Annotated in this window: 10 protein-coding genes and 3 tRNA genes; 9 read left to right on the plus strand and 4 right to left on the minus strand. The window is 65.8% G+C overall.

Going from position 1 to position 17356, the window contains the following annotated elements; all coding sequences use genetic code 11:
* Positions 1-99 precede the first annotated feature (99 nt).
* Both QP413_RS09060 and QP413_RS09065 read right to left on the minus strand, forming a co-directional pair.
* A tRNA-Arg gene (locus tag QP413_RS09060) sits at positions 100-172 on the minus strand.
* 173 nt (positions 173-345) lie between these two features.
* A tRNA-Ser gene (locus QP413_RS09065) sits at positions 346-433 on the minus strand.
* Positions 434-541: 108 nt separating this feature from the next.
* Between QP413_RS09065 and QP413_RS09070 the strand changes: the two genes are divergently transcribed.
* Positions 542-1672 carry a histidinol-phosphate transaminase gene (locus QP413_RS09070; protein WP_284781514.1) on the plus strand — a complete coding sequence of 377 codons (1131 nt, stop codon included), beginning with the start codon at positions 542-544 and terminating at the stop codon, positions 1670-1672.
* A 103-nt stretch (positions 1673-1775) separates the two neighbouring features.
* Here the strand turns inward: QP413_RS09070 and QP413_RS09075 are convergent, their stop codons facing one another.
* Positions 1776-3437: a DASS family sodium-coupled anion symporter gene (locus tag QP413_RS09075; protein ID WP_284781509.1), complete on the minus strand. Its 1662-nt coding sequence runs from the start codon at positions 3435-3437 to the stop codon at positions 1776-1778.
* Positions 3438-3659: 222 nt separating this feature from the next.
* On the opposite strand from QP413_RS09075, the gene QP413_RS09080 reads away from it, so the two are divergent.
* The 5 genes from QP413_RS09080 (at position 3660) to QP413_RS09100 (ending at position 11707) form a co-directional block, all read left to right on the plus strand.
* Positions 3660-4607, plus strand: coding sequence for a hypothetical protein (locus QP413_RS09080; RefSeq protein ID WP_284781510.1), 948 nt, complete (start codon positions 3660-3662; stop codon positions 4605-4607).
* A gap of 139 nt (positions 4608-4746) precedes the next feature.
* Positions 4747-7452, plus strand: coding sequence for a YhgE/Pip domain-containing protein (locus QP413_RS09085; protein WP_284781511.1), 2706 nt, complete (start codon positions 4747-4749; stop codon positions 7450-7452).
* Positions 7452-9683, plus strand: coding sequence for a YhgE/Pip domain-containing protein (locus QP413_RS09090; protein ID WP_284781512.1), 2232 nt, complete (start codon positions 7452-7454; stop codon positions 9681-9683). Before QP413_RS09085 ends, QP413_RS09090 begins: the two co-directional genes overlap by 1 nt.
* A gap of 624 nt (positions 9684-10307) precedes the next feature.
* Positions 10308-10392, plus strand: a tRNA-Ser gene (locus QP413_RS09095).
* A 301-nt stretch (positions 10393-10693) separates the two neighbouring features.
* Entirely contained in the window at positions 10694-11707 is a 1014-nt protein-coding gene (locus tag QP413_RS09100) for an NAD(P)H-quinone oxidoreductase (RefSeq protein WP_284781513.1), read from the plus strand.
* A 176-nt stretch (positions 11708-11883) separates the two neighbouring features.
* Here QP413_RS09100 and QP413_RS09105 read toward each other — a convergent pair whose 3' ends face one another.
* On the minus strand, positions 11884-13200 hold the full coding sequence (locus QP413_RS09105; protein WP_284781515.1) for an aminotransferase class V-fold PLP-dependent enzyme: 1317 nt from the start codon (positions 13198-13200) through the stop codon (positions 11884-11886).
* Positions 13201-13854: 654 nt separating this feature from the next.
* Between QP413_RS09105 and QP413_RS09110 the strand changes: the two genes are divergently transcribed.
* From QP413_RS09110 to QP413_RS09120, 3 genes are all read left to right on the plus strand, one after another.
* Positions 13855-14721, plus strand: coding sequence for an ABC transporter permease (locus tag QP413_RS09110; protein ID WP_012361173.1), 867 nt, complete (start codon positions 13855-13857; stop codon positions 14719-14721).
* Between the two features lie 41 nt (positions 14722-14762).
* Complete coding sequence (locus tag QP413_RS09115; RefSeq protein ID WP_148811378.1) at positions 14763-15557, plus strand: ABC transporter ATP-binding protein; 795 nt, start codon at positions 14763-14765, stop codon at positions 15555-15557.
* A gap of 597 nt (positions 15558-16154) precedes the next feature.
* Positions 16155-17177: an endonuclease domain-containing protein gene (locus QP413_RS09120; protein ID WP_246818010.1), complete on the plus strand. Its 1023-nt coding sequence runs from the start codon at positions 16155-16157 to the stop codon at positions 17175-17177.
* The last annotated feature ends 179 nt before the right edge of the window (positions 17178-17356 follow it).

Below are 17356 nucleotides of genomic sequence, written 5' to 3' on the forward strand. Positions count from 1 at the left end.
GGATGAACCGTGGCGGCCCTTCTGACGTCGTAAAAAGAAAATAGAAAGAAAACAGCGCCGTGGCCACCCACCTGGGCAGCGACGACGCTGTCATAGGAGTGCGCCCGAAGGGATTCGAACCCCTAACCTTCTGATCCGTAGTCAGATGCTCTATCCGTTGAGCTACGGGCGCAGTACTCCAACAAGGCCACGCGACGGCACAATCCACTCGGACCACCACAGGCGCACCACACGCCCCACAACACTGTCCGAAGCTGAAAAACCCCAGCGCCTCACCACAAGAACTGGGCAGCTTGAAACCTCGACGGTTTCGGCAGCTCATCAGCGAACAGCCTTGTTGAAGAGCGGAGACGAGAGGATTCGAACCTCCGGTCCGCGCAATGCAGACAACTCCTTAGCAGGGAGCCCCAATCGGCCACTCTGGCACGTCTCCAGCATCTGATCAGGACAGGGCGAACCCGCCTGACTAGACGATGTTCAAGCATACACAACGGGTGTGAGGCAGACAAACGCCGCCGACCAGGCATTCCGGCGGAGTACGATGCCAGGCATGGTACGTACCGATCTCTCCACACTGCCCGCCTACGTCCCCGGAAAAGCACTGCCGGATGCGTTGCGCCTGGCCTCCAACGAAACGGCCGCAGCACCCCTGCCCGCCGTCCAGGAAGCAGTGGCGAAAGCTGCAGCGGGACTGAACCGCTACCCGGACATGGGAGTCGCAGCCCTGCGCGGCGAGCTCGCGGAGTGGTTGTCCCGCACGCCGGGGGCACCGGATCTCACGGCGGAGAACATCGCGGTGGGCAACGGGTCGAGCGCCCTGTGCCTGCAGGCCATCCAGGCCACCTGCCAGGACGGCGACGAGGTCGTGTTCCCCTGGCGCAGCTTCGAGGCCTACCCGATCCTCGCGCAGATCGCCGGCGCGCGGCCGGTCGCGGTGCCGCTGAGCAATGATTACCGCATCGATTTGGACGCCATGCTCGCCGCGGTCACGGAGCGCACGCGGCTGATCTTCGTGTGCAACCCGAACAACCCCACGGGCACGGTAGTGCCGCAGGCTCGGCTCACCGAGTTCTTGAAGCAGGTGCCGGAGGACGTCCAGGTCGTGCTGGACGAGGCGTATATCGAATACGACCGTTCCGGGCTGGCTGGGGACACGGGCGAGGGCGCCGATGTTCCGGGCGAGGGCTTCGCTGCCAGCGTGAACGGGCTGGCGCTGATGGCGCAGTTCCCGAACGTGGCGGTATGCCGCACCTTCTCCAAGGCCTATGGCCTGGCGGGGGTGCGCCTGGGCTACCTGGCCGGCTCCGCGGAGTTCGTCGAAGCGCTGCTCAAGGTCGCGATCCCTTTCGGCGTTAACGCGCTGGCCCAGGTCGCGGGCCTGGAGAGCATCGGCGAGGAGGCGCAGCAGCAGCTGCAGCAGCGGGTGACGGAGACGATCAACCAGCGCGAGCGCGTCACCGAGTCGCTGCCCGCCGAGCTCCAGGTACCGTCGCAGGCGAACTTCGTGTGGCTGCCCGTCGGGGACAAAGCCGAAGCCCTGGAGGCGGCGATGAAGGAGGAGGGCATCCTCACCCGCTGCTTCGCCGGCGAGGGCGTGCGCATCACGGTGACCGATGAGACAGAAACCGAGGAGCTGATCCCGGCGCTGCGCCGCGCCCTGGCTCAGCTCTAGGCGCTGACTCGGAACCAGCCCACGCCGCGGGTCAGCCTCGACCCACCCCAATAACAAAGAGCGCGCCACCTGCCCCGGTGGCGCGCTCTTTCCTTCTACAGAATTACAGCGTCAGCCCGAAGACCGGCACCGCCAGCGCGAAGGTCACGATGGTGATCAGGACGATGCCCAAGAGGTTCAGCCACAGACCACCGCGCACCATGTCGCCAATGCGGACATAACCCGAGCCGTAAGCGATCGCGTTCGGCGGCGTTGCGACCGGCAGCATGAACGCCGAGGTAGCAGCCAGGGCGACCGGGACCGTCAGCAGCAGGACGTTCATGTCGTTGCCCGCGGTCAGGCCCGTACCGACAGCCACGCCGCCCATGATCGGGAGGAAGGCCGCGGCCGTCGCCGTATTCGACGTGAACTCCGTCAGCACCAGAATGACGATGGCCGTCGCGGCGATCAGCATCACGATCGGCAGACCACCCAGGCCACGGGCGACCTCACCGATCCACAGGGAGAGGCCGGACTTATCGAACATGGAGCTCAGCGCCAGGCCACCACCGAAGAGCAGCAGCACACCCCACGGAACCTCCTTGGTGTGCTCCCAGTCCATGACGCGGCTACCGGAACCATCGGCCGGCAGCATGTACATCAGAATCGCGGCGGTGATGGCGATGGTGGCGTCGTCGATGTTGTGCTCCCAACCGGCCCAGTCGGAGATGACCGGGACGAAGACCCACGCCAGGGCAGCGAGCAGGAAGATGGTGCCGGCGGTCTTCTCCGCGCGGGACATCGCACCCATCTTCTCCAGCTCCTCCTGGATGAGCTCACGGCCACCCGGGATCTGGTCCATCTCCGGCTTGAACACCGTGATCAGCACGAGCCAGGCCAGCACCATGAACACGGCAGCCATCGGCACACCGACCAGCATCCACTGGCCGAAACCAATGTGGATGTCGTGGGATTCCTGCAGGTAGGCAACCATCAGGGTGTTCGGCGGGGTGCCGATGATGGTGCCCAGCGAGCCGATGGAGGCGGAGTAGGCGATACCCAGCATCAGGGCGGTGGAGAACTTCTTCTGCTTCGAGAAGCCACCCACCATGTCGGCGGTCAGCCCCAGCACGGACATACCGATCGGCAGCATCACCACGGCGGTCGCGGTGTTGGAGACCCACATGGACATGAACCCGGTGGCGATCATGAAGCCCAGCACCATCTGCTTCGGCTTCGTGCCCACCAGGGTCACGACGCGCAGCGCGAGGCGGCGGTGCAGGTTCCAGCGCTGCATGCCGAGCGCGAGGATGAATCCGCCCATGAACAGGAAGATCGTGGGGTTGGCGTAGGAGGGCGAGACCTCCTTAAACGGCACCACGCCCAGGATCGGGAAGGCCACGAGCGGCACCAGGGCGGTGGCTGCCAGCGGCAGGGCCTCAGTCATCCACCAGGCGCCCATCAGGACGGCGATCGCGGCGGTGATGCGCAGCGCGTCAGCGTCGAAGGGGCCCTTCTCCGCATCCGGGTGCGCCCTGTTCACGACGTCCGCGGCATCGGCCGGGAAGATTGCGTAGACGAGGATGGCGAGCAGGACGCCCACGAACAGGCCGACGACGGCGCGGCGGCGGGCCTTCTGCTCCTGTTCGGCGCGCTCGGTGATGAGGTCGGCGTCGACCTTCTGCTCCGGGGCGGGCGCGGTGGTGGCGGTGGCCGTGGTGCCGGTGTCCTGTGCATCGCGTTCGACCACGGTGTTCTCCGAATCGCGATTCTTGGGTGCGCTCATCAGCTCCCCCATTCTTATCTGGGCTAGCGACGTTGCTAGGCCGTGTTCGTGAGGTGGATCAACCGGTAGCCGGTTGTTGCGCTGCCGGTTTTCACCCCTATTGTCGGCTATCTTCAGCATTAATGAAAATTTCCCGGGCACTGTGTGTCGGATAGGTTCCTGTTCGACCCCCCCATATTTTTAGGACGTCTCCCCCTGAACGCTCGGCATTAAGAGGTATTGATGAAAGATCCCACTCGGATACCCGGGGTCATGCGGGTGCTGCAGCAGGCGTGGGAGGCGCAACCGGAGCTTTCCTTCGCGGAGTTCTTCGCTCGCCTGGAGCCGCTGGGGGTGGCCCGTAACTCTTCGGATGAGGAGCTGCTCGCGGCCCTGCATGCTGAGCTGGCGGTGCATCCGTGGGCTTTCGAACCAGGCCGGGGTGGCGCTGGAGATGACAATGGGGACGGCGCTGACGGCGCTGCGGCCGCAAACGTTGCTGCAAGCACGGGGGACGCAACCACGCCTCCACGTGGCGCCACCCCCGAGGCCCAGCAGCTGGCACGCGTCGAATTGGGGGCAAACGCCGGAGCTCCCGAGCGGGTGGCCACGATCGGCGGCGGCTGGGCCGTGATTCGCCCGGCGCGCTTCCCCGCCCCACACGCCCGGCCCGCCACGGCCAGCCGTGGTGGTCGGTCCGGGGCATCCCGCCGCGGGGGACGGCGGAACCAACGCGGCTCGGCCGATGCTTCGGCGTCCCTGATGCAACCGGTGATGTGGGAGTACGAGGCCGTTCTGCGCTGCCGCCCCGGCGAGCCACTCCGGCTGCGCAGCGCGCAGGGTTCCGAGCACCGCTTGGGGCTGGTGCGTCGCATCACGGTGCTGGATCAGCCTGCTCAGCCGGAAGGCGTGCGCTCGCTGGGCGGCCTGCAGCACAGCCAGCTGAGCAACCGAGAGTACCTGCTGAGCTTCGATTCGGGCGCAACGATGCTCGTGGATCGGCAGCTGTGGCTCACCCACATCGCCCGGCGCGAGGTTGCTCACGAGTTCCTGCGCTGGCGAGTCCTCAGCCGGGCCGAGGTTGGTTCCCCGCTGGCTTATCGCGCGCCGCGGGGCGAAGGCCAGGGACGGGCCGATGCTGCCATGGAGCTGACCGAGCTGGGCGCGATCACCCGCATCCTTCCGATTTAGGCCTGCTGAGGGCAGCGACTTAGCTCCCAGCTGAGTCAATTTGCCCGCTAAGCGCATTTCTCCTGCGCTAGGCGCGGCGCCCCTCCTCCCCTCCGGGCAGCAACGAGTGCTCAACAGCCTCCAAAAATGGTACGGTCACGTGGTGAACACCGCCTGGAAGATCTTTATTCGAGACCTCAAGCGTCTCGTGAGTGTCCGTAAAGTGTGGGTCATTCTCATCGGAGTCATGATCACTCCCGCGCTTTACTCCTGGGTGAACGTCGCAGCTTTCTGGGACCCCTACGGCAGCACCGAAAACATCAAGGTCGCCGTCGTCAACGAAGATCGCGGCGCGTCATCGCCGCTCACGGGGTCGCTGAACATCGGCAACGAGGTCGTCGCCGAGCTCAAGGAAAACGACGAGCTCGGCTGGCAATTCATGTCCAAATCCGAGGCCGATCATGCGCTCGCGCGTGGCGACGTCTTCAGCAGCATCGAGATCCCCGACCGTTTCTCCCGGGATCTCCTCTCCACATTTCAGGGAACCTATAGCCAGCCGCAGCTGATCTACCGGCCGAACGAGAAGCTCAGCGCCGTCGCCCCGTTGATCACCGATGCCGGCGCGTCCGCGATCAACGACCAGATCACCAGCTCCTTCAAAAAGCAGCTGGGCGAGACGGCGTCCAAGAAGGTCCGGGAAGAGGGCAACAGCATCTCCGGGCGGCTCGACAACAGCAAGAACAAGGCCGTCACCGGGCTGGACGACACCCTCGCGACACTGGACGAGGGCCAGGAATCCCTGGACAAAATGAAGGGGCGCGTGGCCGGCGCCCGCCCCACCATCGCCGCCACCAAGGATGCGCTGAACTCCGCTCACGGCACCCTTGAGGACGCCAAGTCCACCCTCGCGGAGGTCGATAAGTCCGTCGCGATCGTGCAGCGCATGGTCGCGGACTTCTCCGATTCCGCCGGCGACGCCTACGCCCAGGGCACTGCCGCCCTGGCTGAGGGCACGGCCGCCGCGAACTCCTCCGTCGCCGGGGTCAGTAGCGCCGCCGAGCAGGCCGGACGACAGATCGCCGGCGCCAGCGAGCAGACCACCCAACTCGTCGACCTCGGGGACCGTAATATCGCGCAGCTCCGCGGTCTGATGGACGCCGCGGGCGTGAGCCCGGCCGTCGCTGGCCCGCTCAACGCCACCATCGACGAACTGCAGCGCAGCAACGACGCCAACCGGCAGCTACTCGCAGACCTCAACGCCGCGGGCAAGAGCACCAGCGAAACCGCCAAGGTGCTGCGGGAAAGCTCCGAGGAGCTGACGCAGGCCGCAGCCGCCGCACGGGACTCCGCGAAGGGGCTGAACAGCACCACGGGAGACACGCTGCCCAAGCTCAACCGCGCGATCAACCGGCTGAGCGCGGCCACCGGCTCCTTCTCCGGGTCCTTGAGCTCCCAGCAGTCGCTGCTCAGGGAGGCCTCGAACGTCCTGGACGGCGTGGATCGGCAGATCGGCGCCACGACCGACGTCATTGATGACTTCAAGGGCAACCTCAGCAGCCTGCGGGACGGGGTCGAGAACGCGAAGACGGACGTCCTGGCCCTGCGCCTCGGCGACGACGAGGCCTTCCGCACGGTCCGCGGGCTGAACTCCGAGGACATCGGGCAGTTCATGGCCACCCCGGCCACGCTGGTCAACGAGCCGATGTACCCGGTGAAAAGCTACGGCTCCGGAATGGCCGCCCTGTTCACGAACCTGACGCTGTGGATCGGCGCGTTCGTGCTGGTCGTCATCTTCCGCGTGGAGGTGGACACCGAGGACCTGGGTAAGAGGGCCCGCCGCGTGAGTGTCAGCCAGGCCTTCTGGGGCCGCTTCCTGCTGCTGGCAGCCTTCGTTGTGGGGCAGGCCCTGATCGTGTCCATCGGTAACCTGCTGATCGGCGTGCAGACCGTCAGCCCAACGCTGTACACGCTCACGAACGTGCTGGTCGGGTTCGGATACCTCGGGGTGATATACGGGCTTGTCTCCGCGCTGGGTCACATCGGCCGTGGCCTGGCGGTGGGTATGGCTTTCATCCAGATCCCGGGTGCCTCCGGGCTCTACCCCATCGAGATGACGCCCGACTTCTTCAAGATCGTGCACCCCTTGCTGCCGATGACCTACGGCATCGACGCCGCCCGTGAAACCATCGGCGGCTTCTACGGCTCCCACTACTGGCAGGCGCTCGGGGTGCTGGGGCTGCTCTCCCTGGTCTTCCTGTTCGTGGGCATGGTCGCCCGACGACGCCTGTCGCACGTGAACCTGATCCTGAACCAGCAGCTCGCCCGTTCCGGCCTGCTGGTCTCCGACAAGGTTCAGGTGGTCGGTTCCGGCTACCGGATGGCGGACGTCATCCACGCGCTGAACAACCACGAGCAATTCAACGAATTCACCGAGGAGCGCACGGCCAAGGTGCTGCGGGACACGCCGAAGCAAATCCGCCGGACCGCCATCATCGGGCTGATCGGGCTCGCGGTGCTGGGCGTGGTCAACGCCGTCTTCGACACCGAACGCGCCACAATCTTCGCGATCGGTATCGCCTGGGCGCTGCTGATCATCTTCATCATCGGCGCGCGGGAGTACACCGGCCAGAGCTACCTGCACGCCCAGGAGCTGGGCGACCTGGATAGCGATGAGCTGCAGTACGTTGCCGCCACCCAGGCGGCCGGGTCCAAGGAATATACCTTCGACGACGAGCACGAGGAACACCTCGCGCGCGCCCACGCCGAGAAGGCCGGGGGCGGCGATGCGGCCGCCGACGGTGGCGAAGGCGCCGATGGAGATAACGGTGGCAACAGCGACGTCGAGAAGCAGGAGGGCGAGAACTAATGAGCAAGATCCGCGAAATCCTGCACCATGACCTGCGGTCTGCCCGCAAGAACGTCATCACCATGATCGTGCTTTTCGGGCTCACCGTGGTTCCGCTGGTCTTCACCGTGTTCAACGTGCTCGCCAGCTGGAACCCCTTCGATAACACCGACGAGCTCAAGATCGCGGTGAGCAGCGAGGACGAGGGCCACAACACCGATCTCGCGCAGGTGAACCTCAACCTGGGCGAGCAGGTGCTGGCCCAGCTGAGCCTGAATAAACAGATCGACTGGACCATCACCACCAAGGAAAACGCGCTCGAGGGCACCCGCTCCGGCGAGTACTACGCCAGCATCGTGCTGCCGCCGAGCTTCTCCAAGGACCTGATGACCTTCTACATCGCCGGCACCGAGCCCACGGAGCTGACGATGTACACGAACCAGAAGAAGAACTCACTGGCCCCGATGATCACGGAGCAGGCAGCTACCGGCGCGATCGACCAGATCAACGAGTCCTTCTCTGAGGTCGTCAATAACGTCGGCCTGGGGCTGGTCACCGACCTCAATAAGGTGCTCACCGACGGGGACACGAAGGCCGTGCTCAACCGCATGGAGTCCAGCGTCGACGGGGTGGCCCGCCAGCTGCGGCAGGGCAGCAACTCCGTGTCCTCGCTGTCCTCCCTGGTGGAATCCACGATCCCGCTGGCCCAAAGCGCCGAGCGGATCACCGAGTCCGCTGGCGCCCAAATGGATGCCCTCAACCTGAGCGGAACCGGCGGTTCCGGCGGCTCGGGCGGGGCTTCCGGCGCGGGCGACGAAGCGCTGGCCAACCTGGGCCGGACCTTCGCCGACGCGGCGTCGTCCCTGAGCGAGTCCCTCCAGGCCACCAGCGACAGCTACAACGCGGTGGGCAACAGTATCGACCGCGTCTTCGGGCGCGCGAACAGCAGCCCGGAGGCCTCCGCGAACGAGCTGGACCGGATGGCCGACCGCTTCGACGCACAGCTGCGCGGGCTGAATGACCTGCGCAACACGCTGGAGACCCGCGTGGCCCCAGCACTGCCGATCACCGCGAAGCCCGCGTACCAGCGGGTGCTGAGCAACATCGACGAGTCCATCGCGCGGGCCACCGAGCTGCGGGACACGTTCCGCCGGTCCGCCAAGGACCTGCGCTCCGGCAAGACGGACATGGAGCAGGCGCGGAAGGACAGTAAATCCGCGATCGCGAAGGCTGTCGAGGCCGTCGATAAGGCCAGGAACAGCTACGCAAACGACCTGCAGCCCCAGCTGGCAAAGCTTGGTGACTCCGTGCAGCAGCTCAGCCAGAGCGTGCAGGGCGTGAAGGCGGACCTGCGGCGGGCGAAGGGCACGCTGGGGGACGCGTCGCTCGCGGACTCTTTGGGATCGATGCAGGCAGCCACCGCGGAGCTGTCGGAGAAGCTGAACCAGCGCGCGGGTGACGCGGACAAGCTGGCCAAGGAGATCAAGCGGGCCGGTGAGACGGGTGACCTCTCCCGGCTGGCACGGATGATCGGCAACGACCCGAGCCTGCTGGCGCAGCACATGGCCAACCCCACGGCGGTGAAGCGCGAGCCGCTAAACGAGGTGAATAGCTTCGGTACGGGCATGACCCCGCTGTACGCCTCGCTGGCGCTGTGGGTCGGCGCGCTGATCACCTCCGTGGTGGTGCACACCCGCATCTCTGAGCGCGGCGAGGAAACCGAGGAGGCACTGGACCCGGAGCGCTACAGCCGCGCGCAGGCCTACCTGGGGCGCTTCGGGATCTTCGCGTTGATCGGCACGGTGCAGAGCCTGCTGATGGCAGCCGGGTTGATCTTCTTCGTGGGCATCGAGCCCGCGCACCCGTTGCTGTTTACGCTGGCCTGCTGGCTGAGCTCAATGGTGTTCATGCTGGTGGTGTACACGCTGGTGATCTCCTTCGGTAACGCGGGTAAGGCGCTGGGCGTGCTGTTGCTGGTGTTCCAGGTCTCGGGTGCGGGTGGCGCGTATCCGCTTGAACTGCTGCCTGGCTGGTTCCAGTCCATGAGCCCATTCCTGCCGGCGACGTACGCGATCCGGGCGTTCCGCTCCTCCATCGCGGGGACGTACCAGGGCGATTACTGGCTGGACATCCTGGGGCTGCTGGTGTTTATCCTGCCGGCGCTGCTGCTGGGTCTGGTGCTGCGCAAGGGGCTGGACGGTTACAACCGGCGCATGGACGAGGGCATCGCGGAATCGAAGGTCCTGGCCTAGGGCGAGCTCGTGCTCGTTTGCTGGCCGACCTCAGCGCCGCCTGGCGCGGGACTGGTTTCGGCGGACCCGTAGCGTTTGGGCCAGCGAGTAGCGTTTTGGGTCGTAGCGTGTCAGGATTTGCCCGTTTTGTGGCACGGCACGGCCCAAAACCGGTAAGAGTCACCAAGGTGGACCCCGAGCCCGCACGCCCGCCTGCCGAATGAGCAAGAAGCGTTTTGGGCCGTAGCGTGTCAGGATTCCCCCGTTTTGCGACACAGCACAGCCCAAAACCAGTAAGAGTCACCAAGGTGGACTCCGAGCCCGCACGCCCGCCTGCCGAATGAGCGAGAAACGTTTTGGGCCGTAGCGTGTCAGGATTTGCCCGTTTTGTGGCACGGCACGGCCCAAAACCGGTAAGAGTCACCAAGGTGGACTCCGAGCCCGCACGCCCGCCTGCCGAATGAGCAAGAAGCGTTTTGGGCCGTAGCGTGTCAGGATTCCCCCGTTTTGCGACACAGCACAGCCCAAAACCGGTAAGAGTCACCAAGGTGGACTCCTCCAGCGCGACCCGATGCCCCGATGGGCCAGGCGTGGCACAGTTCCGTGTGCGGTTTAAAGGGGCACCGGGTAAGCTAACCCGCGCACGGAAGTATGGCAGAGCGGCCGAATGCACTGGTCTTGAAAACCAGCGATGGGCAACCATCCGGGGGTTCAAATCCCTCTACTTCCGCTGATGGAGATCCCCAGGTAGCACCAGCTACCTGGGGGTTTTCGCATCCCCCGTTTCTTTGAGCTTCGCCGTCCAGTCCAGCACCCAAAACGCCTGGTCAGCGCGGGAACATTCGATCAGCGTGCGAAATGCAACCCAACGCTCAAGGGAGCCGACACTTGCAGACGGTCGCCACCGCTGACGCAAGATTGGGCAAAAATTGGGCAATTAGCGGGCACAAACTGGCACGCGCACCTAGCCAGCACAAGGGCATCGACGGAATCCGGGGCCCGTGTCTGCAGCCGTTGCTAGGCTGGGCGCCATGACTTCCACCAGCACAAACACCGCCCACGCCATCATCCAAACCGACCCGAAGGACCCCAGCTCCCTCGAGTGGCAGGCCATCGACAAGCCCCAACCCGCCGAGGGCGAGGCCCTGATCCGCATCCACTACGCCGGGCTCAACCGTGCCGACACTCTGCAAGCCCAGGGGCACTACCCGCCGCCAAAGGGCGTGACGGAGACGATCGGTTTGGAGGCCGCCGGCGTCGTCGAAAATCCGAACGGTGCGACGAAGGCAGACGGCACCCCGTGGCAGGAGGACGAGGAGGTCGCCGTCCTGCTCAGCGGTGGCGGTTACGCCACGCACGCGGCCGTCCCCGCAGGTCAGCTGATGCCGATCCCGAAGGGTTACAGCCTCGCGGAGGCCGCCAGCGTCGTGGAGGTCGCGTGCACCGTGTGGTCAAATGTTGCGGACATCGCGGGGCTGCGCGAAGGCGAGCGCGCTCTGTTCCACGGCGGCGGCGGGGGCATCGGCCTCTTCGCCACGCAGTACGCCCATGCCATCGGCGCGAAGGTCGCGGTAACCGCAGGCAGCCAGGCGAAGCTCGACGTGTGCCGCCGCTACGGCGCGGACACGCTGATCAACTACAAGGAAGAGGACTTCGCGGAGGTGCTGCGGGAGCTCGGCGGCGCGGACGTCATCCTCGACATCATCGGCGCGAAATACCTGGACTCCAACGTCAAGGCCCTGGCGATGGACGGCCGCATGGTGATCATCGGCATGCAGGGCGGGGTGAAGGGCGAGCTCAACATCGCCCGCCTGCTCAACAAGCGCGGCACGATCTCCGCGACGGGGCTGCGCTACCGCGACGCAGAGGATAAGGCCCGCATCGTGCGCGGCACGCTCGAGGAGATGTGGCCCCTGCTCGAAAGCGGGAAGATCAGCCACCACATCGACCGCACCGTCCCCATTCAGGACGCCGCCGCGGCCCATCAGGCACTGTTGGCAGGCGAGGTCACCGGCAAGGTGGTCTTCGAGGTCCCGCAGGACTAGGGTGCCTGGGGCCTACGGCGCCGCGGGGGAAAGGCCTGGGGGCGGAGCTGGCACGGGGCTGGGCGCGGGGCCCGAATGCCCCGCGCACCCATGAATACCTGCATGCCCTGCGTGGGCGATCTGAAATGAGGCCGGGTGAGCCACCACGCCCCAGCCCGGCGCGGCTAGGGCTGCGGCTAGCGCAGGCTCGCGACCGCGCGGAGCAGGCGATTCACATCGCCGACCGTGTTGTGCACGCTCAGCCCCACGCACACCGCTCCCGTGCTGGACTCGAAAACCCCCATCTGCTCCAGCAGCTCCGAGTCCCCCGGGGGAATCACACTGGTGACCACACCCTGCGCAAACAAGCGGTCGTGCACCGCCTCCGCCGGCACCCCATCGATGAAGAAGCTCAAGCGAGGGATGCGCTCCACCGAGTCGTAGTCGAAGTGCTCCTCGTACTCCCCCTCCAGGCCGATGACATGCGCGCCCGGCAGACCGTGCAGCCCATCAACCACCATCCGGGCCAGGCCGTGCACATAGTCCTCCGCCAGGGGAAGCCCACCACGCAGGCGACGTCGACGCGTCCCCCGCAGGGAGTCCCCCTCCGCATCGGACGCCAGGTCCGCCAGGTGATCCACCGCCGCGGACACCCCTCCGAGCAGACCCTCGCTCAATCCGCCCAGCTCCAGCCACTCGCGGGCGCGCTCCACCGACGGGTGCACCGCACCGCGCAGCGCGAGACCACCCGGGCCGGGGGCGACGTCCTTATGAGCACCGAAACGGGCCGCCGCGCGGGCGCGGGACTGGCGCGGCGGGTGCGGGAACAGTTCCCCCATCAGCTCCACCGACCGGAAGACCAGCGCACCGATCGACGGACCGCCGATGGTCGCGACGTCCAGCGCCAGGACGTCCGCGCCCAGGTCAGCGATATCGATCACGTGGAACGGGGCGACGGCGTTCGCGTCGACGACGAAGATGCCGTCCGACTTCGCGTGCACCGTACGTCCGATCGCGGCGACGTCTGTGACCGTGCCGACGTGTTCATTCGCCGCAGCCACCGCGACGACCGCGGTCTCCGGGCTCACCAGCTCCGTGTACTGCCAGGCGGGAAGGACACCCGTGGACAGGTCGGCCTCCGCCCAGCGGACGTCAGCGCCGTACAGGTCGGCGGCGCGCAGCCACGGGTCGATGTTCGCGCCGTCATCTACGCGGGAGAGGACGACCTGGCGGCCCAAGCGCAGGCGGTGAGACATGCTCTCCGCGAGCTGGTTGATCAACTGCTTGCGCGAGCTGCCCAGGATCACATGCTCCGGGCGGGCGCCGACCAGGTCAGCGATCGCGACGCGAGCGGATTTGATGTGGCTTTCGCCGATGCGCGTGCCCGGGCTAGCGGCACGGCTGTGCTCCCCGTGGGTTTCCTCAATCGGGGCAGCCAGCGGGGCAGAACGGAAGGCGCGCGAGACCGCACCAGAGACGCGCTCGGGTAGCTGCGGGTCCGTCGCTGCGTTCATATAAACCCAGCCGTCGGAAAGGGAGGTGTACAGACCACGCACCCTGGGGTTGTCGAACCGTGCGTTGTCGAACAAGCCATCTCCCTTCCTGGAAAAACTACTGGCCCGGCGTGAGCCGGGGGGCCGGTGGGGCCGTGGTGCCGACGTCTCTAGCAACACCGTGACCTCACGGCGCTCGCGGCGCGGCGTCACCGGGCAACGACGCCGGACGCTGGCACCGCGCGTTGGCGCCGAGCGGAACCAGGCGCTGACGTCCTAAGGTCCTGACGGCTGGCACCGGACGCTGGCACCGCGCGTTGGCGCCGACCGGAACCAGGCGCTGACGTCGTAGCAAACCAGCGACCATCGGCACCGGCGTGAAACCGCAGGCCAACCGCATCCGCGGCGACCCGGGCTCCGTCACGCCAAAACAATACCAGCGCCACCTGACAACGTCCGACCCAGAAGCCGAGGGCGATCCGGCCTGAACCCGAGAGTTGCTCCGCCCGCCGCCTCAGGAGCGGCGCCGCGGGCTCACGGCCACCACAACCGCGATTCCGCTGCGCACACAGCGCAAACTACAGCGTGACGCAGGTCGCAACATCAGAGGCCGCGCGGGCAGCCCCGGCGCGCTTGAGCGACCGTGTCCGCACCTCCTACTAGAATGCGATACTCATGACAGACCTCAGCAGGATCACCGCAACCCACGACGGCGACATCCCAGCCTCGCGCTCGCAAACCTTCGCCGCCGCCTGGGACGATCTCACACGAGGATTCCAGCAGCGTGAGCTCTGGCTCGCCCTCGGCTGGCAGGACATCAAGCAGCGCTACCGCCGCTCCGTCCTGGGCCCACTGTGGATCACCATCGCCACCGGCGTGATGGCCGCCGCCCTGGGCCTGCTGTACTCCCAGCTCTTCGGCATCGACGTGGCCGTCTTCCTGCCGCACGTCGCCGTCGGCCTCATCATGTGGGGCTTCATCGCCGGCTGCATCAAGGAAGGCGCGGAGGTCTTCATCTCCAACGAAGGCCTGATTAAGCAGCTGCCCTCCGCCCTATCCGTGCACGTCTACCGGCTCGTGTGGCGGCAGTTCCTCTTCCTGCTGCACAACCTCGTGATCTGGCTGGCGCTGCTCGCGATCTTCCGCATCCCCGTCGGGTGGGAGGTGCTCCTGGCAGTGCCGGGGCTCGCTCTGCTCATCATCAACGGCGTGTGGGTGACCATGTTCTTCGGTATCGTCGCGACCCGTTTTCGCGACGTCGCCCCGTTGCTCGACTCCCTCGTCCAGCTGGCCTTTTATATGACGCCAATCGTGTGGACCGCACAAACCCTCACCGATCAAGGTGGTGCGGTCGCCGAGCGGGCGGCGCTGGCCAAGCTCAACCCGCTGTACCACTACCTGGAGATCGTGCGCGGGCCGATGATCAACGTGCCAGTCGAGGCGTCCTCCTGGTACATCGTGATCGCCATGACCGTGGTGGGCCTGGGTCTTGCCCTGCTGGCCATGCGGAAGTGGCGCTTCCGGGTTAGCTACTGGGTGTAACAAGGCGAACGGGTTGGCGTCCTAAAAAAGAAAGAAAAAGAATGAAGCAGCAAGTCAGCATCGACACCTACAACGCCTGCGTGGATTTCCCGATCTTCGACGCGAAGACCAGGTCGCTGAAGCACACGTTCCTGGGTGCGGCCGGTGGCGCGATCGGGCGGAACGAGTCCAACACCGTGATGGTGGAGGCGCTGAAGGACATCAACCTGCACCTGCAGGACGGCGACCGCGTGGGCCTGGTCGGGCACAACGGTGCGGGTAAGTCCACGCTGCTGCGGCTGCTGTCCGGGATTTACGAGCCGACGCGGGGGTCCGCTGTGGTGCGCGGGCGCGTGGCGCCGGTGTTCGACCTGGGTGTGGGCATGGACCCGGAGATCTCCGGCTACGAGAACATCATTATCCGCGGGCTATTCCTGGGGCAGACGCGCAAGGCGATGCACCGGAAGATGGATGAGATCGCGGAGTTCTCGGAGCTGGGGGATTACCTTGCGATGCCGCTGCGGACGTACTCCACCGGTATGCGCATCCGTTTGGCGCTGGGCGTGGTGACCAGCATCGATCCGGAGATTCTGCTGCTCGACGAGGGCATCGGGGCCGTGGATGCGGCGTTCATGGCGAAGGCGCGGTCGCGGCTGGTTGAGATGGTGAAGCGCTCGGGCATCCTGGTGTTCGCTTCGCACTCCAATGAGTTCCTGGCGCAGCTGTGCGATAGCGCGCTGTGGATTGACCACGGTGAGATTCGGCAGGCCGGCGCGGTGGACGAGGTCGTGGAGGCCTACGAGGGGCCCGAGGCGGGGCAGCACGTGCGCAACGTCCTGCGCGACCTGGGGCGGTAGCCGGGCGGGTTACCGGGGATCGCTGGGGCGGGGGCTTGGTCCTGGGGTGGCTGGGCTGGGACGGGTTTTGGGCCGTGCCATGTCACAAAACAGGCCAAACCTGACACGTGACGGCCCAAAACGGGGGCGCACCTGCCCGTGTTAGCGGGAGCAGCCATGATGGCAGCCCTTGACCCCGCCTTGGCATCCACCGCTGGTTTTCGGCTGTCTTGGGGCAAACGCCGGTTTTGGGCCGTGGCGTGTCAAAAAACCGGCAGAACGTGACACGTGACGGCCCAAAACTGCATTCATCTGCCCGGACCGGGAACCAAAGCGCCCGCCGGATTGTCTAATAGCTAAGAAACCAACAGCAATTCACTTCGACTGGCCCGACACTCAGGGGCTACCAGGGGACATCACTGAGCGGATATCGCTGCGGGGGATTCACTGGCGCTCTAGCCGGAGTGCTACGCCCGGGGAGCGAACACGTGGGGACAGCCAGGCAAGCGCACGTGGGGAGTGAGACAGCCTGGCGAGCGCGCCCTGCTCACCACGCGCGATAGCCGCGCACCTGGTCGGCGGGCTGCCCGGCGAAAGAAACGGGGGGGACCAATGCTATTGCCGAGCAACTTCACGAACCGCAGGTACCAGGAGGTGCCCCACACCTGGAAACAGCTGCAAGAGCTTGGGGTTACCCGCACCATGCTCCATCGATACTTCGAGCCGTGCACCTTTAAGACTTGGCTCGCGAAGCCACCCGAAATTCTTCGCGCTCTGGAACTGGCCCAAACCGCGAAGCAACGAGCTGCGATTCTCGAGCGCCACGCCAGCCGCCCTCCGCTGGAGTTTCCGCACGATGTTCGGGTTCGCGGGCATTTCATGGCTCATCCATCCTGGATCGCAGGCGGGATCTCTGCCCTGGCGATACAGGGATTTCCGTACTTCCACGAGGGTCAGCCGGCTCAGATGATCACACCGAGCTCGCGGAAAAGCGCACAGCACCCAAGACAAGCTCGACGAAGCACGGTGAAGGTGTCATTCGAGCCCATCATTCGTCACGACAGACTCCTGCCGAACCTACCGCTGGCTCCGCTACCGATCGCGGCCAGTCAGTTCCTAACTAGCATCTGCCAGCAAAAACACACCTGGTACAGCGCCCAGCTTCCCCGCATCAAACCCAGCCATCTCCGCATCGTTCAAGGAGCCGACGCCCTGTGCACCTTCACAAATCTCACTCCAGCTGAACTTATCGCCCAGGTCAACGATGTGCTCCCCGTCTCCCGCGAGGTGCAACAGGTAGTGCTGAAGCATGGTGCGCTCGGTGCTGACTCCCCACCCGAGACGTGGCTGCGTCTTCTTCTCAAACCTGTGCTGCCAGATCTGGAGGTCCAGGTGCGGATTGCGGACGCAGACGGCCCCATTGCGACTGCTGATCTTGGCTCGTGGGAAACCCGACTCATGATTTTCTATGACGGCGCGTATCACTCGTCGTCCGACCAGCGCGAATGGGATACCGAAGTGAATACACGCCTGACCGCCCTTGGCCTCACCCCGTTGAGGCTGAGCGCCCGAAGCATGCGCGATCCAGAGAGAGTGCTGGACCGGGTGCGCGCCATCATCCGCCACAAGTCTCGAGGCTGAGGTTCCCCGCCCGGTTTCGGGCCGTGCCGTGCCACAAAACAAACATAACCTGACACGCTACAGCCCAAAACCGGAACAGGGAGCCGGGCACGCGCAGCCCGGCGCGCATCGCCAGGGGATGGGGCACGTACGGGCACACGGGCACACGGTTGGGAACACGGGAGAAACGCATGGCCGGG

Origin of the sequence: Corynebacterium sp. UMB4614, from assembly GCF_030217065.1 — a bacterium.
Classification (GTDB): Bacteria; Actinomycetota; Actinomycetes; order Mycobacteriales; family Mycobacteriaceae; genus Corynebacterium.